This window comes from Streptococcus mitis, assembly GCF_946190285.1.
Lineage (GTDB): Bacteria > Bacillota > Bacilli > Lactobacillales > Streptococcaceae > Streptococcus > Streptococcus mitis_CP.
The window spans coordinates 515,064-540,072 of sequence record NZ_CAMHZX010000001.1 but is presented as its reverse complement, the minus strand read 5'-3'; the positions used below and the strand labels follow the sequence as shown (position 1 = coordinate 540,072).

General features: G+C 38.6%; 19 protein-coding genes. 13 read left to right on the top strand and 6 right to left on the bottom strand.

Annotated elements, in window-relative coordinates; genetic code table 11:
• Positions 1-111 precede the first annotated feature (111 nt).
• From N8L39_RS02595 to N8L39_RS02570, 6 genes are all read left to right on the top strand, one after another.
• Positions 112-1,278: an AI-2E family transporter gene (locus N8L39_RS02595; protein WP_023946967.1), complete on the top strand. Its 1,167-nt coding sequence runs from the start codon at positions 112-114 to the stop codon at positions 1,276-1,278.
• A complete protein-coding gene (locus tag N8L39_RS02590; protein ID WP_261009764.1) occupies positions 1,268-2,497 on the top strand; it encodes a tetratricopeptide repeat protein in 1,230 nt (409 codons plus the stop codon). The genes N8L39_RS02595 and N8L39_RS02590 overlap by 11 nt, the downstream gene beginning before the upstream one ends.
• A 140-nt stretch (positions 2,498-2,637) precedes the next feature.
• Complete coding sequence (locus N8L39_RS02585; protein ID WP_033687139.1) at positions 2,638-3,279, top strand: amino acid ABC transporter permease; 642 nt, start codon at positions 2,638-2,640, stop codon at positions 3,277-3,279.
• Positions 3,280-3,288: 9 nt separating this feature from the next.
• Positions 3,289-3,918 carry an amino acid ABC transporter ATP-binding protein gene (locus N8L39_RS02580; RefSeq protein WP_261009765.1) on the top strand — a complete coding sequence of 210 codons (630 nt, stop codon included), beginning with the start codon at positions 3,289-3,291 and terminating at the stop codon, positions 3,916-3,918.
• Positions 3,919-3,927: 9 nt separating this feature from the next.
• The gene (locus tag N8L39_RS02575) at positions 3,928-4,767 is read left to right on the top strand and encodes an amino acid ABC transporter substrate-binding protein (RefSeq protein WP_261009766.1); all 840 of its coding nucleotides are present in this window, start codon (positions 3,928-3,930) and stop codon (positions 4,765-4,767) included.
• A gap of 448 nt (positions 4,768-5,215) precedes the next feature.
• The gene (locus tag N8L39_RS02570; protein WP_261009767.1) at positions 5,216-13,603 is read left to right on the top strand and encodes a Rib/alpha-like domain-containing protein; all 8,388 of its coding nucleotides are present in this window, start codon (positions 5,216-5,218) and stop codon (positions 13,601-13,603) included.
• A gap of 263 nt (positions 13,604-13,866) precedes the next feature.
• Here the strand turns inward: N8L39_RS02570 and lysS are convergent, their stop codons facing one another.
• From lysS to N8L39_RS02545, 5 genes are all read right to left on the bottom strand, one after another.
• Positions 13,867-15,357, bottom strand: coding sequence for a lysine--tRNA ligase (lysS, locus tag N8L39_RS02565; RefSeq protein WP_020902752.1), 1,491 nt, complete (start codon positions 15,355-15,357; stop codon positions 13,867-13,869).
• Between the two features lie 137 nt (positions 15,358-15,494).
• A complete protein-coding gene (locus tag N8L39_RS02560; protein ID WP_261009768.1) occupies positions 15,495-16,112 on the bottom strand; it encodes a histidine phosphatase family protein in 618 nt (205 codons plus the stop codon).
• A complete protein-coding gene (locus N8L39_RS02555; protein ID WP_261009769.1) occupies positions 16,112-16,594 on the bottom strand; it encodes an aminoacyl-tRNA deacylase in 483 nt (160 codons plus the stop codon). The genes N8L39_RS02560 and N8L39_RS02555 overlap by 1 nt, the downstream gene beginning before the upstream one ends.
• On the bottom strand, positions 16,594-17,436 hold the full coding sequence (locus N8L39_RS02550) for a DUF368 domain-containing protein (RefSeq protein ID WP_261009770.1): 843 nt from the start codon (positions 17,434-17,436) through the stop codon (positions 16,594-16,596). Before N8L39_RS02550 ends, N8L39_RS02555 begins: the two co-directional genes overlap by 1 nt.
• Positions 17,437-17,530: 94 nt before the next feature.
• Positions 17,531-18,331: a glycoside hydrolase family 25 protein gene (locus N8L39_RS02545; protein WP_078238386.1), complete on the bottom strand. Its 801-nt coding sequence runs from the start codon at positions 18,329-18,331 to the stop codon at positions 17,531-17,533.
• A 154-nt stretch (positions 18,332-18,485) separates the two neighbouring features.
• Here N8L39_RS02545 and glmU point away from each other — a divergent pair, with 154 nt between their 5' ends.
• The 7 genes from glmU (at position 18,486) to N8L39_RS02510 (ending at position 24,634) form a co-directional block, all read left to right on the top strand.
• Positions 18,486-19,865, top strand: coding sequence for a bifunctional UDP-N-acetylglucosamine diphosphorylase/glucosamine-1-phosphate N-acetyltransferase GlmU (gene glmU / locus N8L39_RS02540; RefSeq protein ID WP_261009771.1), 1,380 nt, complete (start codon positions 18,486-18,488; stop codon positions 19,863-19,865).
• Positions 19,866-19,874: 9 nt separating this feature from the next.
• Positions 19,875-20,420, top strand: coding sequence for an NUDIX hydrolase (locus tag N8L39_RS02535; RefSeq protein ID WP_261009772.1), 546 nt, complete (start codon positions 19,875-19,877; stop codon positions 20,418-20,420).
• An 11-nt stretch (positions 20,421-20,431) separates the two neighbouring features.
• Entirely contained in the window at positions 20,432-20,743 is a 312-nt protein-coding gene (gene macP / locus N8L39_RS02530; RefSeq protein WP_000517861.1) for a cell wall synthase accessory phosphoprotein MacP, read from the top strand.
• Positions 20,744-20,758: 15 nt separating this feature from the next.
• Complete coding sequence (locus N8L39_RS02525; protein WP_261009773.1) at positions 20,759-21,451, top strand: 5'-methylthioadenosine/adenosylhomocysteine nucleosidase; 693 nt, start codon at positions 20,759-20,761, stop codon at positions 21,449-21,451.
• Positions 21,452-21,527: 76 nt separating this feature from the next.
• Positions 21,528-22,019 (top strand): chromosome segregation protein RocS, encoded by a 492-nt coding sequence (rocS, locus tag N8L39_RS02520; protein WP_000021242.1) that lies wholly within the window; start codon positions 21,528-21,530, stop codon positions 22,017-22,019.
• Between the two features lie 252 nt (positions 22,020-22,271).
• Positions 22,272-22,862: a 3'-5' exonuclease gene (locus tag N8L39_RS02515; RefSeq protein ID WP_261009774.1), complete on the top strand. Its 591-nt coding sequence runs from the start codon at positions 22,272-22,274 to the stop codon at positions 22,860-22,862.
• An 8-nt stretch (positions 22,863-22,870) separates the two neighbouring features.
• On the top strand, positions 22,871-24,634 hold the full coding sequence (locus tag N8L39_RS02510; RefSeq protein WP_261009775.1) for a glycerophosphodiester phosphodiesterase: 1,764 nt from the start codon (positions 22,871-22,873) through the stop codon (positions 24,632-24,634).
• 72 nt (positions 24,635-24,706) lie between these two features.
• Here N8L39_RS02510 and N8L39_RS02505 read toward each other — a convergent pair whose 3' ends face one another.
• The gene (locus N8L39_RS02505) at positions 24,707-25,006 is read right to left on the bottom strand and encodes a YbaB/EbfC family nucleoid-associated protein (RefSeq protein WP_000981526.1); all 300 of its coding nucleotides are present in this window, start codon (positions 25,004-25,006) and stop codon (positions 24,707-24,709) included.
• Positions 25,007-25,009 lie beyond the last annotated feature (3 nt).

The window sequence follows — 25,009 nt, the reverse complement described above, 5'->3', positions numbered from 1 at the left end:
CTCCTCTTTTGAGGGGATTTTTTATATTGCTGTCTCCATGTAAGCACTTTAAAAAAGAGTTATTTTGATTTAAAAATGGTATAATGAGAGAACAATAGAAAGGAAGTATTTATGGAGCAAAAAGAGAAACATTTTAGCTTATCTTGGTTTTTCAAGTGGTTTTTGGATAACAAGGCCATTACGGTATTTTTGGTAACCTTATTATTGGGACTGAATCTTTTTATTTTAAGTAAGATTAGTTTTTTATTTTCACCTGTTTTAGACTTTTTGGCAGTCGTGATGTTGCCAGTTATTCTATCTGGTTTACTATACTATTTGTTAAATCCTATTGTTGATTGGATGGAGAAACACAAAATCAATCGTGTTATAGCGATTAGTATTGTCTTTGTCATCATCGCTCTCTTTATCATTTGGGGCTTGGCAGTAGCTATTCCAAATCTACAACGTCAGGTTTTAAGTTTTGCAAGGAATGTTCCAGTCTACCTTGAAGATGCTGATAGAGTTATTGATGATTTGGTCACCAAGCGTTTACCAGATGATTTCAGACCTCAATTAGAACAAGTTTTGACCAATTTTTCTAGCCAGGCTACAGTTTGGGCAAGTAAAGTTTCTTCTCAGGCAGTCAACTGGGTGAGCGCCTTTATTAGCGGCGCATCTCAAGTGATTGTTGCCTTGATTATCGTTCCGTTCATGCTCTTTTATCTCTTACGTGATGGGAAAGGCCTGCGTCACTATTTGACCCAATTCATGCCAACGAAATTGAAAGAACCTGTTGGACAGGTTTTATCAGATGTGAATCAGCAGTTGTCCAATTATGTTCGAGGGCAAGTAACAGTAGCTATTATTGTAGCGGTAATGTTTATGATTTTCTTCAAGATTATTGGTCTACGCTATGCAGTTACGTTGGGTGTTACTGCTGGTATTTTAAATCTGGTTCCTTATTTGGGTAGCTTCTTAGCCATGCTTCCTGCCCTAGTATTGGGCTTGATTGCTGGGCCAGTCATGCTTTTAAAAGTAGTGATTGTCTTTATCGTAGAACAAACTATTGAAGGCCGTTTTGTCTCTCCATTGATTTTGGGAAGTCAATTAAACATCCACCCTATTAATGTTCTCTTTGTTTTGTTAACTTCGGGCTCTATGTTTGGTATCTGGGGAGTCTTACTCGGTATTCCGGTTTATGCTTCTGCTAAAGTTGTCATTTCAGCCATTTTTGAATGGTATAAGGTAGTTAGTGGTTTATATGAACTAGAAGGAGAGGAAGTAAAGAGTGAACAATAGTCAACAGATGTTACAGGCTTTGGAAGAGCAAGATTTAACCAAGGCTGAGCACTATTTCATCAAAGCTTTAGAAAATGATCCAAGTGACCTTCTGTATGAGTTAGCTACTTATCTTGAAGGAATTGGTTTTTATCCTCAGGCCAAGGAAATTTACCTGAAAATTGTAGAAAATTTTCCAGAGGTTAATCTCAATCTGGCAGCTATTGCTAGCGAGGATGGTCAAATCGAAGAAGCCTTTGCTTATCTTGAGGAAATCCAAGCTGACAGTGACTGGTATGTTTCAGCTTTGGCACTTAAAGCAGACCTTTACCAGCTGGAAGGTTTGACAGATGTGGCGCGTGAGAAATTATTGGAGGCCTTGACTTACTCAGAAGATCCTCTCTTGATATTGGGATTAGCTGAGTTGGATAGTGAGTTGGAAAATTATCAAGAGGCCATTCAAGGCTATGCCCAGTTAGATAATCGTACTATTTATGAGCAAACAGGCATTTCTACCTATCAACGGATTGGCTTTGCCTATGCACAGTTGGGGAAATTTGAAACGGCTACAGAGTTTTTAGAAAAAGCCCTGGAGTTAGAATACGATGACCTAACAGCTTTTGAGTTGGCCAGTCTTTACTTTGATCAAGAAGAATACCAAAAAGCTGTCCTCTATTTTAAGCAGCTTGATACCATTTCTCCTGACTTTGAAGGCTATGAATATGGTTATAGTCAGGCCTTACATAAGGAACATCAAGTTCAAGAAGCCCTACGTATCGCTAAGCAAGGCTTAGAGAAAAATCCCTTTGAAACTCGCCTCTTGCTAGCTGCTTCACAATTCTCTTATGAATTGCATGATGCCAGTAGTGCAGAAAACTACCTTCTTACTGCTAAAGCAGACGCTGAGGATACAGAAGAAATCTTACTCCGTCTAGCTACTATTTATCTAGAGCAGGAGCGTTATGAAGATATTCTAGCCTTACAAAGTAATGAGCCAGAGAATCTTTTGACCAAGTGGATGATTGCTCGTTCTTATCAAGAGATGGACGATTTGGATACTGCCTATGAGCATTACCAAGAGTTGGCAGGAGATTTGAAAGACAATCCAGAATTTCTAGAACACTATATCTATCTCTTGCGTGAACTGGGCTACTTTGAGGAAGCAAAAGTCAATGCGCAAGCTTACTTAAAACTGGTTCCAGATGATGTGCAAATGCAAGAACTGATTGAGAGATTGTAAGAATATATTTTTAAAAACTGTATCTAATCATTTTTGATTGATATAGTTTTTCTTTTTTAAAGAGAATTTTTTTACAAAAATTATTGGTTATTTTGTTTATTTATGCTATAATAGGAACAATTATTTTTAGGAGGTGCAGTATGTCTTATTTGTTTGAGATATTACCGAGTTTATTGAGCGGTGCAAGCATGACTTTGCAGGTTTTTGCACTGGTCTTGATTTTTTCTATTCCCTTGGGCGTTTTGATTGCCTTTGCCTTGCAAGTCCATTGGAAGCCCCTCCATCATCTGATTAATATTTATATTTGGATTATGCGGGGAACACCCTTGCTCTTGCAATTAATCTTTATCTATTATGTGTTGCCAAGTATTGGGATTCGTTTGGACCGTCTTCCTGCGGCTATCATTGCCTTTGTTCTCAATTATGCGGCTTATTTTGCTGAAATCTTCCGTGGAGGAATTGATACCATTCCTAAAGGCCAATATGAGGCTGCCAAGGTCTTGAAGTTCAGTCCCTTTGCCACAGTGCGCTATATTATCTTGCCCCAAGTGACCAAGATTGTTCTTCCTAGTGTCTTTAATGAAGTCATGAGTTTGGTCAAGGATACCTCTCTGGTCTATGCTCTAGGAATTTCAGATCTTATCTTGGCTAGTCGAACAGCTGCCAACCGTGATGCTAGTCTAGTTCCTATGTTCTTGGCAGGAGCTATTTACTTGATTTTGATTGGAATTGTAACCATTCTCGCAAAAAAAGTTGAGAAGAAATACAGTTACTATAGATAGGAGGCTGCCATGTTAGAATTACGAAATATTAATAAAGGCTTTGGTGAAAAGCAAATTTTATCTAATTTCAGTCTAAAAATCCCTGAAAAGCAAATCCTGGCTATCGTAGGACCTTCTGGTGGAGGTAAGACAACCCTCTTACGTATGCTTGCAGGTCTTGAAACTATTGATTCAGGGCAAATCTTTTATAATGGAGAACCTTTAGAATTGGATGAACTAGAGAAGCGCAATCTACTAGGATTTGTATTCCAAGATTTTCAACTTTTCCCTCATTTATCCGTTCTAGATAATTTGACCTTATCTCCTGTAAAAACTATGGGAATAAAGCAGCAAGAGGCTGAGAAGAAGGCGCGAGGGCTTTTGGAACAGTTAGGACTGGCTAGTCATGCAGAAGCCTATCCCTTCTCACTATCTGGTGGTCAAAAGCAGCGGGTGGCCTTGGCGCGTGCTATGATGATTGACCCAGAAATCATAGGTTATGATGAGCCGACTTCTGCTCTGGATCCAGAATTGCGCTTGGAAGTGGAAAAACTGATCTTGCAAAATAGGGAACTTGGGATGACACAGATTGTCGTTACCCACGATTTACAGTTCGCTGAAAATATCGCGGATCAGATTCTCAAGGTTGAGCCCAAGTAGGAGGTGTCGATGACTAATAAGAAAATTGCTTTAGTATTGGTTTCTCTCCTGACTCTCTTTTTAACGGCTTGTACTCAGAAGGCTAGTGATCCAAAGCAGGATAACTGGGATAAGTATCAAGAGCAAGGCATTATAACCATTGGTTTTGACAATACCTTTGTACCCATGGGATTTGAAGAAAAGAATGGACAATATACAGGCTTTGATATTGATTTGGCACAAGCTGTCTCAGATAAATTAGGCTTCAAAGTGCAATTCCAGCCAATCGATTGGGATATGAAGGAGACGGAACTGCAAAATGGAACTATAGATGCCATCTGGAATGGCTATTCTGCCACTGATGAACGCCGAGAGAAGGTTGCCTTTAGCATTCCTTATATGGAAAATCAGCAGGTTTTAGTCGCGAAGAAAAGCCAGCAGATTCATTCGGTAGAGGATATGAAGGATAAGACCTTGGGAGCCCAAGCCGGTTCCTCTGGTTATTTAGACTTTGAAGCCCAGCCAGATTTACTGAAAAATCGTGTCAAAGATCAGAAGGCTAGTCAGTACCAGAGTTTCAATGAAGCCTTGATTGATTTGAAAAATGACCGGATTGATGCCTTGTTGATTGACCGGGTTTATGCTAATTATTATCTCCAGTCTGAAGGTATATTAAGTGACTACAATGTCTTTTCAGCAGGATTTGAAAGTGAATCCTTTGCGGTCGGAGTCAGACCTGCTGACAAAATATTACTGCAAGCTTTAAATCAAGCCTTTGTTGAACTACATCAAGAAGGGAAGTTCCAGGAAATCAGCCAAAAATGGTTTGGAGAAGATGTAGCAACAAAAGAGGTGAAAGAAGGAAAATAGATAGGAAGCCTAGTTTTGTTTTTAAAACTAGGCCTTGTTTTTTTATAGATTTTATTTTATAAAGCTGTAGCGCCGTCTAATTTTTTTAGCTATTTTGGGCAGTTCTTGTGCATCTAGCTTAATTCTGTAATCCCTTATCTATAGCTAAAACTCAATGAAGACGTAATAAAAAATATCAGAAAATCTCTTTTAAAAATCAAATTATATTAACAATCAAATAATATAAAAAACTCTAAAGTAATATAAATTTTATTTTGGTAAGGGCTTACCACAAATAGTAGTTTGTAAAATTACTTTAGCGACTATAGCTGAAAATGCTTGATTTATAGGAAAAAAATAGTATAATAAATTGTAACCTTTTAAAATAAACATACATATTTTAGGGGGGCTTTTTATTTAGCTTCATTAAGTATATTAATTGATAATTATCAGAAAAAGGAGTAAGGGAATGTTTAAACCCAAAGGACGACATGTTTGTCAATCGCAGGTGGAGAAATTCACACGTTACAGTATTCGTAAGGTTAGTTTTGGTGCGGCTAGTGTGGCTGTAGCTACTGGACTGTTTTTCCTTGGTGGAGGAAGCGTCCAAGCGGCTGAACAAATTACTAACCCAGAACCTACAGAAGTTCAAAATCCTCAAAATCTAAATGATAAGTCTTCGGAACCCTCTAAGGAAGTTACTGGACAAGGATCTGTTACTGCTAAAGAGCCCGATGGACAAAATAATACTTCTGTAAAGGAGTCTGCTACTGACAAACAAGCCAGTGAAGCTGAAACTTCAAATGTAGTGACGGAAAAAGTTGCTATTAATACAGCATCGTTAGAAGATTTAGTTGCTAAAGCTGAAAGTAGATTGAGTCAATTAACTGAAGGAAAGAAAACAAAATCAGTCATTGATGATGCTAAAAATTTGGTTCATAAAGCAAAAGAGCTTTTAAATGATGATACAAAAACACAGGCAAAAGTTGATGCACTTGCTAAACAACTTTCAAGTAGCCTTATCATTTTAAACAGTATCAAATCAGAAGCAACTGAAGAAGAAAAAGTAAATAAAAACCAAGATCCACGAAACGGAAAAGAAATTCCTGGTAATGGGGAAAGTGGGTTTAGGACTGACTTATCTAACAACGGTGTTGCAGCAACTTCTACAACAACTACAGGAACTAGTGATACAATCACACCAACAAATCCAGCACAACCAACTGCAAAAGATATTATCGGAAGTACAAGTACAGTATCACGAGAAAACTTTACTGGTTGGGATACCTATACAATGCCATTTGGTAGTCACCATGATGGAGAAGGTGATATAGGTGTTAATACGCCAGAGAAAAAAGCGGATGCTGCTGACTTAGAGTTTAGAGTGTTCTCTAATCAAAGAGCTGGTACAAGACCTATCCCCGGACCATCTAACTATAATTATTTAGGTAAAGAGAGTGATGTAAAGGCTCGTATTGACTATGGCTTAAAGTTACCAGCTGAAGAAGTTCAAAAAATTATCGAAGAAGCACCTCTATGGCGTGGGAAATTGAGATATAATGGAACTACTATTTCAAGTCAAGTTCCAGCAACGTACTATGGAAATGGCCCTTATGAATATCTGCTTTCAAGTATCTATAAACTTGGATATGAACAAGGAATCGACAAAGTATACATTAAAGATGTAAGTAAACGTATTGAAGTAACAGAAGCTGCCAAAAAGGCTGGGTGGACTGTTTCAGATTTCAATGTGTCCAATTTCCCGAATGGTTTATTTTATGACAAAGCAACAGATAGTGTACAAGGGATTGTGACACACAGAAGTCCAGTTAACTATCAACAAGTAAAAGCTCAAGTAACATTTAAAAATACGATTACTGGTAAAAGTGTGACAACTCTATTGGATAATCATAGATTTGGTGGAACAGCATGGAAAGACGGAACCCCACCAACGCTAGAAATTAACAATACTGTTAAAGAAGGTAAAGTAGGAGAAGCACTAACTGTTCCAGTAGAATATAGAGATGCTGGAGCTTCACATGCTGGTGAACCAAATAACAGACGAGTTACCTTTAACTTGACAGATGAAAATGGGACAGAAATTGGACGTACAACAACGATTAATGAGACTGTAGGACGTGCTATTCTAGGTGTTTCTGGAGCGAAGATTACAGGAACGACAGGTACTGGTGCTGCTACGCCTACAGAATTAACGGGAAATGAGACGAAAATTCCAGGTGTCGGCTTCACAATTGCATCTGCTGATATGACTGAAAATAATCCAAATGGATTTAAAGGAACACCTACTGAAGCTGGGATTTACAGAGTTTCAATTTATGCAAGAGATTATCAAGTGACAAATGCCAATGAGGCATACGCACACGCAACCTTTAAAATTGCACCTTCAGTATCTGTAAAAAATGTACATGCTTACGATACAGAAGTTCCGATTACAATTTCTAAAGGGGCTTCAGAAGCGACAATTACATTACCAGATGGAACAAATACAAAAATTGTTGCTAAAGACGGTAAATGGATTGTATCAGAAACAACAAATACTGCTGTAAACGTCAATGATGAAATCGGTACAGTTGGTGAAACTTTCAATCTAAAAGTTCTTCCAACAGCAACAGCAAATGCCGCAACAGATACGATTAACGTAACTGCAAATAGTGAAAATATTACAGCAACGTTTACACGAGCCGAAGTAACATTAAAAACGCAACTAGGAGAAAATGTAGCAGCAACATTCAATAAAACTAGTGGTCGTTGGGAATTATCTGGTGAGACTGCTGAGAAGAAAACTCCTAACAGTGACGGTACAACAACATGGTTAAAACGCGACCTATATGTTGATGTGAATAAAGATGGAGAAACAATCTTTAATGTTTACGAATATACTCGTACATTAAACGCAGAAGGAAAAGTTACAGCCGTTAATAATGTATCTCGTACATTAACGACGTATAAAAAAGAAAATACGGCGAACAGTTCAGCAGATTCAGCAACTGATACTAATAAAGGAATGGTTGTAACTGTTAAATATGATAAAGGATTAAATAAATGGTCTGCTGATGATAACTCTACTGTAACAGCAACAAAAACTGGAGATAAGTGGACGATTTCAACTACATCAGGATTTAAAGGAACAGTTGATGCAGTAGAAACAGTAAGTTCTTCAGATAAAGCGTCTATATTAAATGATGCTCCGTCTATTAGCTCAAGTTTATATACTACTGTAAAAGGTGCTACAGTAGATTTAGTAAAACAAAAATCAGCTGCAGTAACAATTACAGATACAGAAGATGATGTGACAACTGCTCCAAATAAAAAGGAAACAACAGTTACAAAAGTAACATTAACATCTCCTTCAGGAACAGTAACAGAATATAGCAGTGCAGCAGAAGCAGCAACTGTTAAATTATCAGAAGTAGGTACTTACACAGTTAAAGTTGAAGTAAAAGATAGTAACGGAAATATCGTTACTGCAGATACTGAAACGGATACTGGAACAAATAAAGGTGCCGAAACTGCAGTGAATTCAACTACTTATACAATTACGGTGAAAGATCAAGAAACGAATAAATTGTATACAGTTGAAGATGATACTGTAACAAATGATCAGTTGAAAGAAAAAGTAAATCCTACAGTTGTAGACGGCTTTACTCCAACTAAAAATGATATTACAGATATTCCTACAACAGCTAAAAAAGCAGGTCAAACACTAGAAGTGCCAGCAACAGTAACTTATACAAAAGGAACTGAAACAATTCCTGTAGAAACTAAAGTAGATGTTGTAGTTTTACCAAAAGTAGAACCAACAGGTGTAACAGTTCTTAAAGATAGCACTGGTTTAGATGAAGCAGTTAAAGCGAAAGCAGTAGAAGCAGCAACTGCAGTTCCAACTGATAAATTGCCAGATGGTATAACTGTAAGAGTTAAAGAAGTTAAAGCAGGAACAGTACCGGAAACAACAGCAACTGGAGTACAAAAGCCAGCAACAGCAGTTGTAGAGTATGTGAAAGATGGTAAAGTAGTTGCAACTAGAGAAGTAACAGTCCCAGTAACAGTAGTAGGTTCAACAGCTAAGAAATTAGTAGTATTTGAAGGGGACACTGTTACAAAAGATGATGTGAAAGGTGCTGTAACACCAGGTACAGACGGAACAAAAGGTGAACCTGTCATTGCTGAAGATATTACTGCTAAAGCAGGAAATAAAGAAGCGACAATCCCGGTAACATATGATAATGGTAAGTTAACCGAAACTGTGAAAGTTCCAGTAACAGTTTTACCAAAACCAGAAGCAGATGAAATTCTTGTTCCTAAAAATGGTGACAAAGATAAAGCAAAAGAAAAAGTACTTGCTCAAGCTGAAAAAGCGATTGTTGATGGAACATTTACAGGTAAACTACCACAAGGTGCTAGAGTTGAGATTGATAAAACAGCTACAGTAACAGTTCCTGACTTAACAGATGATACTGAAGTGGATGTGACTGTTAAATACATTGTAGATGATGAAGAGAAAACAACAACTGTTAAAGTACCAGTTACAGTAGTTGAAGGTATACCACAAATCGTCCCAGTGGATGAAAACAACAAACAACCAGATCCAGAAAAGAGCATTGATAAAACAGATTATCCAGAAGGATCTACATTTAGATATAAGACTCCAGATGGGCAAACATCTCCAATCGATGTAACAACAACTGGTGATAAGGATGTGATTGTTGAAGTACTTGATCCACAAGGAAATACAATCGTTGAAGTACCAGCAACTGTACGTGTAGTAGATAGTACACCACAATTTGTAGTAGCAAATCCAGCTAAGAAACAACCTGAAGCGAAAGATAGTGTTACACCAGGAGAATATCCAGATGGCACAAAATTTGAATATAAAACACCAGTAGATACAACAACTGCAGGTGAAAAAGATGTAACTGTTGTAGCTAAGTTAAATGGTCAACCAATTGCAGAAGTTCCTGCGAAAGTAGTAGTTGTAGATCCTAAGACACAATACGTAGTAGCAGATCCAAGCAAACCACAACCGGATGCAGCTAAGAGCATTGATCCAGAACAATACCCAGAAGGAACAACATTTGAGTACAAGACTCCAGTAGATACAACAACACCAGGAGAAAAAGATGTAGTTGTCATTGCAAAAGATGGAAATGATACACTTGTAGAAGTACCAACAAAAGTGAAAGTTGTACAAGGTTACCCACAAATTGTTCCAGTAGATGAAGGTAAGAAACAACCATCACCTGAAGATAGCATTGATTCGAATGATTACCCAGATGATGCAACATTTGAGTATAAAGAAGAAGTAGATACATCTAAACCAGGTGATAAGAAAGTTACCGTTGTTGTGAAACAAGGGGATAAGGTATTAGTTGAAGTGCCATCTACAGTTCGTGTAGTGGAAGGTTATCCTAAATATGTACCAGTAGACCCAGCTAAGAAACAGCCAGATCCAAAAGAAAACATTAATCCAAATGATTTCCCAACTGGAACAACATTTGAATATAAAGATAACACTCCAGTAGATACAACAACACCAGGTGATAAACCTGTAACGGTAGTAGCTAAGCTGAATGGACAACCAATTACAGAAATTCCAGCGACAATTGTAGTCGTAGAACCTAAAACACAATATGTCCCAGTCAATGCTGAAAATGATAAGAAACCAAAACCAAAAGATAGCATCACTCCAGATGATTATCCAGAAGGTTCAACATTTGAATACAAAACTCCAGAAGGACAAGCAACTCCATATGATGGAACAACACCGGGTGAAAAAGATGTTACTGTAGTCGTGAAAGATTCGGATGGAGATACACTTGTAGAAGTACCTGCGAAGATTAAAGTCGTTCAAGGTAAAGAACAATTAACTCCAGTAAATGCTGAAGATAAAGATAAACCTAAAGCTGAAGATAGTATCACACCAAGTGACTATCCAGAAGGTTCAACGTTCGAATACAAAGTTCCAGAAGGACAAATAACTCCATATGATGGATCAACACCAGGTGATAAACCAGTTACTGTAGTTGTAAAAGATAAAGATGGGAAAGTGTTAGTAGAAGTTCCAGCTACTATTAAAGTAGTTGAAACAAAACCAACACCAATTGAAACACCTGTAACAAATACGCCGTTAAAAGAAGAAGACTATACTAGAGGTCTAAATATTCCAGACGGAGCAACAGCTAAAGTAGGAGACTTACCAGATTTAACAACACCTGGAGAAAAAACTCCTGTAAAAGTAACGATTACATTACCAAATGGTAAATCTTATACTGTAGATATTCCTGTAACAGTCACACCAGTTAAGGAAATCGAAACACCAGTTACAACAGAAAAACTGACTCCAGAGGATGTATTAAAACAAATTAAAGTACCAGAAGGAGCAACTACTAAGGTAGGAGATCTTCCAGACTTAACAACACCAGGTAAGAAAGACCCAGTGAAAGTAACGATTACATTACCAAATGGCAAAGTAGTGACAGTAGATGTTCCAGTAAATGTAACACCAATTAAGGAAATCGAAACACCAGTCACAACAGCTAAATTGACTCCAGAGGATATTTTAAAACAAATCAAAGTACCAGAAGGAGCAACAACTAAGGTAGAAAACATTCCAGACTTAACAACGCCAGGTAAGAAAGATCCAGTGAAGGTAACAGTAACATTACCAAATGGCAAAGTAGTGACAGTGGATGTTCCAGTAAATGTAACACCAGTTAAGGAAATCGAAACACCAGTCACAACAGAAAAACTGACTCCAGAGGATATTTTAAAACAAATCAAAGTACCAGAAGGAGCAACAAGTAAGGTAGAAAACATTCCAGACTTAACAACACCAGGTAAGAAAGATCCAGTGAAAGTAACGATTACATTACCAAATGGCAAAGTAGTGACAGTGGATGTTCCAGTAAATGTAACTCCTGTTAAGGAAATTGAAACACCAGTCACAACAGCTAAATTGACTCCAGAGGATATTTTAAAACAAATCAAAGTACCAGAAGGAGCAACAGTTAAAGTAGGAGCTCTTCCAGACTTAACAACGCCAGGTAAGAAAGATCCAGTGAAGGTAACAGTAACATTACCAAATGGTAAAGTAGTGACAGTAGACGTACCAGTAACAGTAACACCAGTTAAGGAAATCGAAACACCAGTAACGAAAGATAAATTGACTCCAGAAGATATCTTGAAACAAATCAAAGTACCAGAAGGAGCAACAACTAAGGTAGGAGATCTTCCAGACTTAACAACACCTGGTAAGAAGGATCCTGTAAAAGTATCGATTACATTACCAAATGGCAAAGTAGTGACAGTAGACGTACCAGTGAATGTAACACCAATTACACCAATTGAAACACCAGTCACAACAGCTAAATTGACTCCAGAGGATATTTTAAAACAAATCAAAGTACCAGAAGGAGCAACAACTAAGGTAGAAAACATTCCAGACTTAACAACACCTGGTAAGAAGGATCCTGTAAAAGTAACGATTACATTACCAAACGGTAAAGTTGTGACTGTAGAAATTCCAGTAAATGTTACACCTATTGAAGATATTGTTAAAAAACAAGGAGATCCAATTACTGATGAGGATGTTGAAAAACACATTCCAAAAGGAGTAAAAGTTATCAATATTGGTGATAAACCTACAACAGATATTCCAGGTGAAAGACCAAGTATCCCAGTAGTGATTGAATTACCAAATGGAATTCGAGTAACGATGAACATTCCAGTAATCGTAACACCGAAAGTAACACCTGTAGTAGTTCCAGTAGGAACACCAGTTACGCCAGAAGATGTTCAGAAACATATTGAATTACCAAATGGATGGAAGGTAACAAAAGTAGGAGAAATTCCAACAACAACTACACCAGGAACAAAACCAGTTGTTCCAGTAGAGATTGAATTACCAGATGGTCGTAAGATTACTGTCGATGTACCAGTCATCGTTACGCCAACCGTAAGACAAATTGTTGTACCACAAGGAACTCCAATCACACCAGACGATGTGAAAGGGCATATCGATCTTCCAAAAGAACCAGGATGGGAAATTATTGAAGTAGGAGAAATCCCAACAACAATTCCTGCTGGAGTGAAACCAAGCGTTAAAGTGAAGATTAAAGTTCCAACTGGAGAAATTGTTGAAGTAGAGGTACCAATTATCGTAACACCAAAAGTAACGCCAATTGTAGTGGAAGTTGGAACACCGATTACTGAAGATGATGTGAAAAAACATGTAGATCTTCCTGAAGGTTGGAAAATTACTAAAGTTGGAGAAATTCCAAAAACCAATACACCTGGTGATAAGCCATCTGTAACGGTTGAGATTGAATTACCGGACGGACGTAAAGTGACAGTGGATGTTCCTGTGAAAGTTACTCCTAAATCTAATCATGGGGATAGTCAAGGTAATAATCAAGGTAATAATGGTAGTTCAACTACTCATATCGTAACACGTTACCAAGATGCTGATGGTAAAGAAATTTCCCCAGAAGAAAATGGAAGCCATGGACCTAAGACTTTAGAAGGTTTTGAATACACTGGCACTAAGACAGATAAAAATGGCAATGTGATTCATACCTATAAGAAAGTAGTTACTCCAACTCGTTCTGAGCAACCTGTTTCGCCAGTTCGTCCTACAGATCCAGATAAACCAGTAGTTAATCCAACTCAGGTAAGTCGAACAGAATCAAATCAAGCAGTTAGTGCAACAACTGTAGAAAATGATAAGAAGGAATTACCAAATACTGGTACAGACGATAAGAACATTTTATCTAGTCTTGGACTTCTTGGAATGTTGGGTGCATTCGGACTTGTAGCTCGTAAGAAAAAAGAAGACTAATACTCTTCGAAAATCTCTTCAAACCACGTCAGCTTCACCTTGCCGTAGATATGCTCACTGACTTTGTCAGTCTTATCTACAACCTCAAAACTGTGTTTTGAGCAACCTGCGGCTAGCTTCCTAGTTTACACTTTGATTTTCATTGAGTATAGGAAAGAAATTTCCTTTCTAAAGCCCAATAGAAAAATAGACTGAGGTGAAGACTTCAGTCTATTTCTTTTGGTTATGAAAAAATCCCCTGGCAAGAGCCAGAGGATAAGCGTTTATTTCATTGTTGGAAAGAGCAATACATCACGGATAGTGGTTGTGTCAGTGAGGAGCATGCAGAGACGGTCGATACCGATTCCCAAACCACCTGTTGGTGGCATACCGTATTCAAGGGCCTCGATGTAGTCATAGTCGATGCCTGTTGCTTCATCATCACCAAGTTCTTTGGCTTTGGCTTGGGCTTCGAAACGGCTAAGTTGGTCGATTGGGTCGTTCAACTCAGTAAAGGCGTTACCGTACTCCTTAGTCATGATGAAGAGCTCGAAACGGTCAGTAAAGCGTTCGTCTTCAGGATTTTTCTTAGCCAGTGGAGATACAGCTACTGGATGTCCATAGACAAAGGTTGGTTGGATCAAGGTTTCTTCAACAAACTCTTCAAAGAAGGCATTGATAATGTGACCAACTTCAGTGTAGTGTTTCTCAACTGGAACTTTCTTCTCAGCAGCGATAGCTTTGGCTTCCTCGAAAGTCATATCTTGCCAGAAATCGACACCAGTAATTTCTTTGATAGCATCCACCATGTGAACACGTTTAAATGGTTCATTGATTTTGATTTCAGTTCCTTGGTAGTTGACTGGGCCGTCGCCTTTGACTGATTTAGCAGCATGTTGGATAATGCCTTCCGTCAAGTCCATGATGTCTTGGAAGTCTGCATAAGCTTGATAGACTTCGATAGAAGTGAACTCAGGGTTGTGAGTAGCATCCATTCCTTCGTTACGGAAGATACGGCCAATTTCATAGACACGTTCCATACCACCGACGATAAGGCGTTTCAAGTGAAGCTCAGTCGCGATACGAAGCACCATGTCAATGTTTTGGGCATTGTGGTGGGTGATAAATGGACGGGCAGCAGCACCACCGGCTTCATTGTGAAGAACAGGTGTTTCCACTTCAAGGAAACCTTTTTGGTCAAGGTAACGACGGATTTCAGAAATGATTTTTGAACGAGTGACAAAGCGCTCAAAGCTTTCACGGTTAGAAATCAAGTCAAGGTAACGTTTACGGTAAATTGTTTCAACGTCTGTCAAACCGTGGAATTTCTCAGGAAGTGGGCGTAGTGCCTTAGACAAGTGTGTAATGTGAGTCGCCTTGATAGAGAGTTCTCCCATATCTGTACGCATCACTTCACCTTCGACACCAAGGAAGTCACCAAGGTCTGCTTTTTTGAAGATTTCATAGTTTTCTTCACCGACAGCATCCTTACGAACGTAGATCTGGATTTGACCTTCGCGGTCTTGAAGGTGGGCAAATCCAACTTTACCTTTACCACGTTTAGTTACCAAGCGTCCTGCGATAGTAGCTGTTTCGTTTTTATCATGTAATTGTTCTTTATCGAGGTCGGCATATTTATCTTTTAATTCTTGTGAATTTGCAGTGCGCTCAAAGCGTTTTCCGAAAGGATCAATTCCTTGTTCACGGAGCGCAGCCATTTTTTCACGGCGAACGATCTGCTGGTCATTTAGTTCTTCCATATGTTCTGTTGACATGGGATCCTCCTAGTTTTACTCAAAATTGAATACGATGAGTCATTTTTTGCGATACTCCCATTTTATCATAAATAAGCAAGAAATTCACGGATAATCTTTCAAAACTAAAAAGAACTTGACGCTAAAATCAAGTTCTGTTATTGATAGGAAGTATCATTCCAAGTATCGAGAGTAAATGTTTCAAAATCATGGGTTTCTAGAATGGTCAGGCTGGCATTTGCTAGACCGCCATCTTTACGAAGAAGTGGTTCTTGATATCCTAGAAGAGTACGAAGACTGGCAGTAAGATTCGCACCGTGACCGACAATTAGAATATGCTCAGCTGAACTATCTTTTAATGATTTGATAAATTGGATAGTCCGTTGCGTGGTGCTATAGAGGGATTCGGCTCCAAACATTTGAGTGTCAAATTGAGCAAGATTAGATCGGAAAGCTTTGATTTGTTGTGGGTAAATAGCTTCCAAGGTTGCGATTTTCAAACCTTCTAATTTCCCCAGTTGCCATTCACGGAGATTAGGAACACTTTCTAAAGGACAGGGTGTCTGGAGTTGACTTTGGATAATCTCGGCAGATTTGACTGCTCGAGGTAAATCACTTGAATAAATCTGATCAAAAGGAATATCCTTGAGATATTGGCCAAGTTGTTTTAGGGTTTCAATGGATTCAGGAAGAAGGGGAGAATCTCCACTAGCACCTTGAAAGCGTCCTTCTTGGTTCCAGACCGTACGACCGTGGCGGACAAAGTAGAGTTTCATTATTGGCTGTCCTCCAAGATATCTGCAAAGTCGGCCTTTACAAATCTGGCCAATTCTTGTGGAGCGACGATAATGCTGTGACCAACTTCCCCAGCAGAGACAATCATTTGATCCAAGTCTAGAGCGATTTTATCGATAAAAATGGGATAATTGTGTTTCTGACGAATTCCGACGGGATTATTGGCTCCATGAATGTAACCAGTTGTTTTTTCCAAGTTCTTTTGTGGAATCATGCTCACTTTTTTATTGCCAGAAATTTTGGCTAGTTTCTTTTCAGACAAGTGTTGGGTGATAGGGACAATTCCGATAATCGGTCCTGTTTTATCTCCCAAAAGAGCCAAGGTTTTGAAAATCTGATCTCGTTCATAACCTTGCGGAAGTTCTCCTTCCAGGGCATTGATTTGAATCCCCTGATGTGGGATACCTGCTTTAGATAGGATTTGTTCTACCAGTGTTTTTTTGATTTTAACTTTTTTTGCCATTATTTATACTTATCCTCTAATTGACTCATCCAAATACCAAGCCAGATTCCCAGTGCAAAGAAGAAGGCGATGATGACATAACCAACAAGAGAAAGGCCAGTGTATTGGATACTTTCAGCGTTTCCTGCATTTGGAATTAAGATCAAAAGGGTACTTGAAAGGACGATACCGATGATGAAATGATAGACGCGTGAGTGGTAGTTGTTTAAGGCATAATCCATCAATTTTGAAAAAATGATGAGAGTTGCGCCTGCCCCGATTCCAATCGGGAATAAGGTTCCCAAGAGGTCAAAGGTTTTAAAACCAGTCAACATAGGAGCATAGAGTCCCAAAATCAAAAGTAGATTTGATGGACTAAGGCCAGGAACTAATACGCCAAGAGCCAGCAGTGCACCAGCTAGGACGAAATTAAGAAAGCTGGCACTTAAGGTTCCAACTACAAAATTTAAGGCATAGAGACCTAGTCCAGAAATGATAAAGGTTGCCCAGAACCAAGCTAAATCAATCTTGTCTCGGTCAGATTCTCGAGTTGATTCTTTAAGAAGGCTAGGAACTGTACCAATGATGGCACCCGCAAAGCTCCATAAGACAAAGACCTGATAATTTTCAAGCAGGTATTCAATCGGGTAGGAAAATAAGCCGATTCCCAGAAGCATACCGATGGCAACTGGAATAAAGTACAAAACATTTTCTTTAAAGTCTTTAAAGGGATGGGCCAGAAAACCAATCATTCGTTCATAAATTCCTAAGATTGCTGCTAGAACCCCTCCAGAAATTCCCGGTAAGATAAATCCAAGAGCAATGACAATCCCTTTAATAACACGTGCTAACCATGAGAGCATATTTTTCCTCCAACTATTTCTATTTCAAAAAATCCTTACTATATTGTATCACAATCAAACACAAAAAGAAAAAGCAAATGATAAACAAATGCTTTTAAGGTTTTAAAAAGAGTTTTCTAAAGGTTTCTTCTTTGTTCTTTAAGGAAGAGATAACGTTGATGTCCAAATCGTGGTCAAAGCCAGCAATTTTTCCTTTAGATGTGTACTGGTGGATGTCGTAATCTAAATCAGTTTTTGGAGTTGCCTCGTAAAATCCTGAGTCAGAACCATAGGAAGGAATCCAAACAGACGTAAACTTGTCTGTATCAATACTGTGTTCTTCCATGAAGTAAACCCCAACGTAGATGCCGATATTTTTTGCACCAAGTGATTCTAGTTTTGCTCGAAAGGCTTCAACACCTTCGTTCATATTAGACATGGTTTTTTCTTCCACGTCTAGCCAATAGTAACTTGGACTGTATGGAGAAGAGGCGTTATAGAATACCTCAGCAGCTTTTTCCATCTCCTGGACATTTTTTCCGGCTACATAGGCATAGACACCAACTGGGACATTTCGTTTTTGAAACTCAGTGATATGGGTTTTAAAGGCCTTATCAACACCATTAACATAGGAAGCATCGTTCTCTTTGGACGTTTGAGCACCACTATGGACGCGAACAATAGCTCCAGAAATGTTTTGGGAGAGAGTATCGTAATTAATTTCCTCAGGACGTTGCCAACCAGAAACATCAATCACCGGTTTATCTATATTATGTAGCGCTTGCGTTTCTACTTGCGCGATATTTGACTTTGTTTTTACAGGATGGTCCTCAAAACGAGGGCGATTCAGGATTAAAATGAAAATCATAATCCCAAAAAAACCAAACAAAATAAGCGGATTTATTTTCTTTCTCATATCTCATAATTTTACCTTAAAAATGAGAAAAAATCAAAAAAAATACTCAAAAAATGGGTTAAGAAAGGACTTTAGAGCATTTTTTCATTCAAGAGCGCGGAATGATTTAAAATATGGTATAATAAAAGGGAATTTCTAGAGAAAAGAGAAGATTATGTCAAATTATGCCATTATTTTAGCAGCGGGTAAAGGGACTCGCATGAAATCTGATTTGCCAAAAGTGTTGCACAAAGTTGCGGGTATTTCTATGCTGGAACATGTTTTCCGTAGTGTGGGAGCTATCCAACCTGAAAAGACAGTAACAGTTGTAGGACACAAGGCTGAATTGGTTGAGCAGGTCTTGGCTGGACAGACAGAATTTGTGACTCAATCTGAACAGTTGGGTACTGGCCATGCAGTTATGATGACGGAGCCAATCTTAGAAGGTTTGTCAGGTCACACCTTGGTCATCGCAGGAGATACTCCTTTAATCACTGGTGAAAGTTTGAAAAACTTGATTGATTTCCACATCAATCATAAAAATGTGGCCACTATCTTGACTGCTGAAACGGATAATCCTTTTGGCTATGGACGAATTGTACGTAATGACAATGCTGAGGTTCTTCGCATTGTTGAACAAAAGGATGCCACAGATTTTGAAAAGCAAATCAAGGAAATCAACACTGGAACTTACGTCTTTGATAACGAGCGTTTGTTTGAGGCTTTGAAAAATATCAATACCAATAACGCTCAAGGAGAATACTATATTACAGATGTTATTGGCATTTTCCGTGAAGCTGGTGAAAAAGTTGGTGCTTATACTTTGAAAGATTTTGATGAAAGTCTTGGGGTAAATGACCGTGTGGCACTTGCGACAGCTGAGTCAGTGATGCGTCGTCGCATCAATCACCAACACATGGTCAACGGTGTTAGCTTTGTCAATCCAGAAGCAACTTATATCGATATTGATGTTGAGATTGCTCCTGAAGTTCAAATAGAAGCCAATGTTACCTTGAAAGGGCAAACGAAAATTGGTGCTGAGACTGTTTTGACAAATGGAACGTATGTAGTGGACAGCACTATCGGAGCAGGAACTGTTATTACTAACTCTATGATTGAAGAAAGTAGTGTTGATGACGGAGTGACAGTCGGACCTTATGCCCACATTCGTCCAGGTTCATCTCTAGGTGCACAAGTTCATATTGGTAACTTTGTTGAGGTGAAAGGTTCTTCTATCGGCGAGAATACTAAGGCTGGTCATTTGACTTATATCGGAAACTGTGAAGTGGGTAGCCATGTTAACTTTGGTGCTGGAACCATTACAGTCAACTATGACGGCAAAAACAAATACAAGACAGTCATTGGAAACAATGTCTTTGTTGGTTCAAACTCAACCATTATTGCCCCAGTTGAGTTAGGTGACAATTCCCTCGTTGGTGCTGGTTCAACTATTACCAAAGACGTGCCAGCGGATGCTATTGCTATTGGTCGCGGACGTCAGGTCAATAAAGATGAATATGCAACACGTCTTCCTCACCATCCTAAGAATCAGTAGGAGCCTATCATGGAATTTGAAGAAAAAACGCTTAGCCGAAAAGAAATCTATCAAGGGCCAATTTTTAAACTGGTCCAAGATCTGGTTGAATTACCAGAAGGTAAAGGAACCGCCCAACGGGATTTGCTTTTCCACAATGGAGCTGTCTGTGTTTTAGCAGTATCGGATGAACAAAAACTCATCTTGGTCAAGCAGTACCGCAAAGCTATCGAGGCTGTCTCTTACGAAATTCCAGCCGGAAAGTTGGAAGTAGGAGAAAATACAGACCCTGTTGCAGCAGCTCTGCGTGAATTAGAGGAAGAAACAGCCTACACAGGGAAATTAGAACTCTTATACGATTTTTACTCAGCCATTGGCTTTTGTAATGAAAAGTTAAAACTATACCTAGCAAGCGATTTGACGAAAGTGGAAAATCCGCGTCCGCAGGATGAGGATGAAACCTTGGAAGTCCTTGAAGTGAGCTTAGAAGAAGCCAAGGAATTGATCCAATTAGGTCATATCTGCGATGCCAAGACAATTATGGCTGTTCAGTATTGGGAATTGCATAAAAAATAGAGGAGGTCAGTATGGGTAAACCTTTATTAACGGATGAAATGATTGAAAGAGCTAATAGAGGCGAAAAAATTTCAGGTCCCCCTTTGCTAGATGATGAGGAGACTAAGATTTTACCAACCTCTTCTTCCCGTTTTGGTTATGCCAATCCTAAGGATCATGGTTTTAGCCAGGAAACCTTGAAGATTCAGGTCGAACCGTCTATTCATAAAAGCCGTCGCATTGAAAATACCAAGAGAAATGTCTTCAATTCTAAGTTGAATAAGATTTTATTTGCAGTCATCTTTCTCTTGATTTTGCTTGTCTTAGCAATGAAACTTTTGTAATAGAAAAGGATTGAAATGAAAATAGGAATTATTGCGGCTATGCCAGAAGAACTGGCTTATCTGGTCCAGCATCTTGAAAATGCCCAAGGGCAAGTTGTTTTAGGCAATACCTATCATACAGGAACCATTGCCTCGCATGAAGTCGTTCTTGTAGAAAGTGGAATTGGTAAGGTCATGTCTGCTATGAGTGTGGCGATTTTGGCTGATCATTTTCAAGTGGATGCTCTTATTAATACGGGCTCAGCTGGGGCAGTAGCAGAAGGTATTGCTGTTGGGGATGTTGTGATTGCTGACAAATTAGTCTATCATGACGTGGATGTTACAGCTTTTGGCTATGCTTATGGACAAATGGCGCAACAACCGCTTTATTTCGAATCAGATAAAACCTTTGTCGCCAACATCCAAGAGAGTTTATCTCAATTGGACCAGAACTGGCATCTTGGTTTGATTGCTACAGGAGATAGTTTTGTTGCAGGAAATGATAAGATAGAAGCGATTAAGTCCCATTTCCCAGAAGTTTTAGCTGTTGAGATGGAGGGGGCAGCTATTGCTCAGGCAGCGCATGCCCTTAATCTTCCAGTTTTAGTCATCCGAGCTATGAGTGACAATGCCAACCATGAAGCAAACATCTCTTTTGATGAGTTTATTATCGAAGCTGGACGTCGCTCTGCCCAAGTCTTATTAGCCTTTTTGAAGGCTTTAGATTAAGCGGAAATTTGACAGTTTTTCTAGCTTATGATAAGATTTAAGTAAAGAAAAGCTAGAAAACGTTTCAGAGGATATTATGAGTATTGAAATGACCGTCAGTGAGATTGCAGAGGTTTTAGGATTATCTCGTCAAGCAATCAATAACCGTGTCAAAGAATTACCAGAAGAAGACACAGATAAAAATGACAAAGGGGTAACGGTAGTTACCAGAAGTGGCTTGATTAAGCTAGAAGAAATCTATAAAAAAACGATTTTTGAAGATGAGCCTGTTAGTGAAGATGTCAAGCAGCGTGAACTGATGGAGATTCTGGTTGATGAGAAGAATGCAGAAATTCTTCGTCTCTATGAACAATTAAAAGCCAAGGATCGTCAGTTATCAGAAAAAGACGAGCAGATGCGTATTAAAGACCGTCAGATTGCTGAGAAAGACAAACAACTCGATCAGCAGCAACAATTAACTCTTCAAGCAATGAAGGATCAAGAAAATCTTAAGCTAGAGCTGGACCAAGCAAAAGAAGAAGTCCAATCCACTAAGAAAGGCTTTTTTGCTCGTTTATTTGGAGGATAATCAAGGAGCTGTTTAGGTTAAATGCTAACCTGATGGCTTCTTTTGTTTCTAAATAGTATAGTTGCTCAAGTAATACTCAATGAAAATCAAAGAGCAAACTAGGAAACTAGCCGCAGGCTGCTCAAAGCACTGCTTTGAGGTTGTAGATAAGACTGACGAAGTCAGTTACATATATCTACGGCAAGGCGACGTTGACGTGGTTTGAATTTGATTTTCGAAGAGTATAAAATAACAGTATAGGAGAGGTATAGAATGGAACGATTAGAAGATTACATTGCTTTCGATTTAGAATTTAATCAGCATGAAGGGCAAACACACTTGATTCAAGTATCGGCAGTGCGTTTTAGAGATGGTCAGGAAATCGATGCCTATGATTCCTATGTCCATACTAGTGTGCCTCTAAAGAGTTTTATCAATGGTTTGACTGGAATTACAGCTGAAACCTTAAAAGATGCTCCACCAGTGGAGAAAGTTATAAAAGATTTCCAAGAGTTTGTGGGTTCTTTACCCATGGTTGGCTACAATGCTGCTAAAAGTGATCTACCTATTTTAGCGGAGCATGGTTTAGACTACAGCCTGCAGTATAAGGTGGACTTGTATGATGAAGCTTTTGAACGTCGGAGTTCGGATTTACACGGTATTGCCAATCTCAAATTGCAAACCGTTGCCTCGTTTCTTGGATTTCAAGGTCAGTCTCATAATAGCTTAGAGGATGCTCGTATGACAGCGCGTGTTTACGAGTCCTTTCTAGAGTCAGACCAAGCTAGAGAATTGTTAGAGACAGAAAGTAGTCTTTCAAACAATCCTTTTGGAGGCTTGGATTTGTCTCAATTATTTGACTAGGAGTGCCTATGAAACCTGAAAAACCTAAAAATCTAGGTTTTAAGCAGATATACTTTAATCTAGATAAAATACTTTTTCTATTTTTCTTGACTTTTATGATGATTGAGTTTGTCTGGTTACCGTCAAATTCTTGGATTGCTGGACTTTTGCTCCGTCAGACAGGCTATCTCTTTCTTTCCTACAACAATATTTTTGCCATTATAAAAGGTTCTCCCTTTGTTAGTCTTGCTTTATTTGTTCTGGTAATCGTTAATTTACTGGTCGCCTATTACCAGATAGGACTTCTCTTTATTGGTGCTCGGCATTTATTATGCCATGAAAAAAGGACCTTGCTGGAGTACAGTCGTAAGGTCTTTCGCCAAAGTATCTTGTTTATGAAGCAAGTGACGCTTTCCAAGATAGCCTTTATCTTCTTTTATGTCATGATGCTCTTTCCATTGATTCGAAAGATTTTAAAGATTTACTACCTCAATAAAATCGTCATTCCGGACTTTATCATTGATTATATAGAAGACAAGTATTGGCTAGTAGGTATAGTGGTTACTATTCTGGCTTTACTTCTATTTTACATTTCAGTACGTTTGATGTTTGCCCTACCTCAGCTTTTATTTGAGAAAAAAACAGTCAAAGAAGCGGTCAGATATAGTCTAGAAAAGACAAGAAAGCACTCCTGGTTTTATATTTGGAACTTGCTCTGGATTGTCGTCAAAACCTATCTATTTTTCATTCTTTTATTGATTCCAATCTTGGCAAGTCAGGTGCTGATGGATGGTTTGACCCATAAGGAGTCTCTTGTACTGGGAATTATCAACTTTGTCTTGATTAAGAATTTCCACTATATGGCCTTGACTTACTTTCTCATTAAATTTGTTTCCTTCTTAACAGGAGAAGAATTAGAAATCACACCAAGGAGAAAGAAAGACCACTGGATGAGATGGGGAGTGATGGGATGTGCTGGTATCTTTTTCGCTCTTGAGGGTTATGTTTATTTAGAAGCTCCAGTTGCCAATAAACCTTTGATTATCTCTCACAGGGGAGTATCTAATAAGAATGGTGTACAAAATACAGTCCAATCTTTAGAAAAGACGGCTCAGTTATCTCCAGATTTCGTTGAGACGGATGTTCAGGAAACAAAAGATGGTCAGTTTGTCATGATGCATGATGCTAATATCAAGAATTTGACAGGAGTTAATGCCAATCCTCAGGATCTCACTTTGGAAGAATTAACCAAACTTGATATTTCAGAAAATGGCTATCATAGCAAGGTGTCTAGTTTTGATGACTATCTCAATAAAGCCAATGAATTGCATCAAAAACTCCTTATTGAAATTAAAACCAGTCGAAAAGATAGTCCAAATATGATGAAACGCTTTATGGAAAAATATGGAACGGTTCTTAAGCAGAATGGTCACCAAATGCAATCCTTGGACTACCATGTGATTGACCAGCTTTTAGCCTACGATACTCAAATTCCAGTCTTTTTTATCCTACCTTATAATAGTATTTTTCCAAGAACCAAGGCTACAGGTTATACCATGGAGTATTCAACTTTAGATGAAAATTTTGTCAACAAGCTTTGGAATACCGATCAGAAATTGTACGTGTGGACCATCAATAGTTCAGAATCCTTTGATAAATCTGTTCATTTGGGTGCAGACGGCATGATAACGGATGACTTGGAAATGATTCAAGATCAGGTTACCATTGCCCAAGAAGACCCAGAGTATACTGAATTGCTTTTCAAACAGGCCATGGAATTCTTTAATTTTTAGTAATCAAAAAGAGGAACAGTTGTTCCTCCCATGATAGGCAAGTATTCTCATGAATGCTTGTTTTTCTTATGCTTAGAATGGCAATTTTCCAGCGAAAGCACCTAATTTTTTCTTGGTAGTTTCATCGATTTGTTCAAGAGCAGAGTTGATAGCTTGAACAGTCATATCTGAAAGAGTTTCAAGGTCTTCTGGGTCAACAACAGCTGGATTGAAGTCAATGCTGACAACTTTTTTGTCACCAGTTAAGGTCGCTTGAACAAGGTCTTGAGCAGATTTGCCAACAAATTGCATAGCAGCAAGTTCTGCTTGACTTTGTTCCATTTGTTTTTGAAGTTTTTGTGCTTGGCGCATCATGTTTTGCATGTTCATCATGGT

Coding starts and splice junctions, on each gene's coding strand:
- macP (WP_000517861.1), top strand. CDS start 20,432: ATGGGTAAACCTTTATTAACGGATGAAATGATTGAAAGAGCTAATAGA.
- N8L39_RS02555 (WP_261009769.1), bottom strand. CDS start 16,594: ATGGCAAAAAAAGTTAAAATCAAAAAAACACTGGTAGAACAAATCCTA.
- N8L39_RS02570 (WP_261009767.1), top strand. CDS start 5,216: ATGTTTAAACCCAAAGGACGACATGTTTGTCAATCGCAGGTGGAGAAA.
- lysS (WP_020902752.1), bottom strand. CDS start 15,357: ATGTCAACAGAACATATGGAAGAACTAAATGACCAGCAGATCGTTCGC.
- rocS (WP_000021242.1), top strand. CDS start 21,528: ATGAGTATTGAAATGACCGTCAGTGAGATTGCAGAGGTTTTAGGATTA.
- N8L39_RS02580 (WP_261009765.1), top strand. CDS start 3,289: ATGTTAGAATTACGAAATATTAATAAAGGCTTTGGTGAAAAGCAAATT.
- N8L39_RS02560 (WP_261009768.1), bottom strand. CDS start 16,112: ATGAAACTCTACTTTGTCCGCCACGGTCGTACGGTCTGGAACCAAGAA.
- N8L39_RS02510 (WP_261009775.1), top strand. CDS start 22,871: ATGAAACCTGAAAAACCTAAAAATCTAGGTTTTAAGCAGATATACTTT.
- N8L39_RS02585 (WP_033687139.1), top strand. CDS start 2,638: ATGTCTTATTTGTTTGAGATATTACCGAGTTTATTGAGCGGTGCAAGC.
- N8L39_RS02545 (WP_078238386.1), bottom strand. CDS start 18,331: ATGAGAAAGAAAATAAATCCGCTTATTTTGTTTGGTTTTTTTGGGATT.
- N8L39_RS02515 (WP_261009774.1), top strand. CDS start 22,272: ATGGAACGATTAGAAGATTACATTGCTTTCGATTTAGAATTTAATCAG.
- N8L39_RS02575 (WP_261009766.1), top strand. CDS start 3,928: ATGACTAATAAGAAAATTGCTTTAGTATTGGTTTCTCTCCTGACTCTC.
- N8L39_RS02535 (WP_261009772.1), top strand. CDS start 19,875: ATGGAATTTGAAGAAAAAACGCTTAGCCGAAAAGAAATCTATCAAGGG.
- N8L39_RS02595 (WP_023946967.1), top strand. CDS start 112: ATGGAGCAAAAAGAGAAACATTTTAGCTTATCTTGGTTTTTCAAGTGG.
- N8L39_RS02525 (WP_261009773.1), top strand. CDS start 20,759: ATGAAAATAGGAATTATTGCGGCTATGCCAGAAGAACTGGCTTATCTG.
- N8L39_RS02550 (WP_261009770.1), bottom strand. CDS start 17,436: ATGCTCTCATGGTTAGCACGTGTTATTAAAGGGATTGTCATTGCTCTT.
- N8L39_RS02505 (WP_000981526.1), bottom strand. CDS start 25,006: ATGATGAACATGCAAAACATGATGCGCCAAGCACAAAAACTTCAAAAA.
- glmU (WP_261009771.1), top strand. CDS start 18,486: ATGTCAAATTATGCCATTATTTTAGCAGCGGGTAAAGGGACTCGCATG.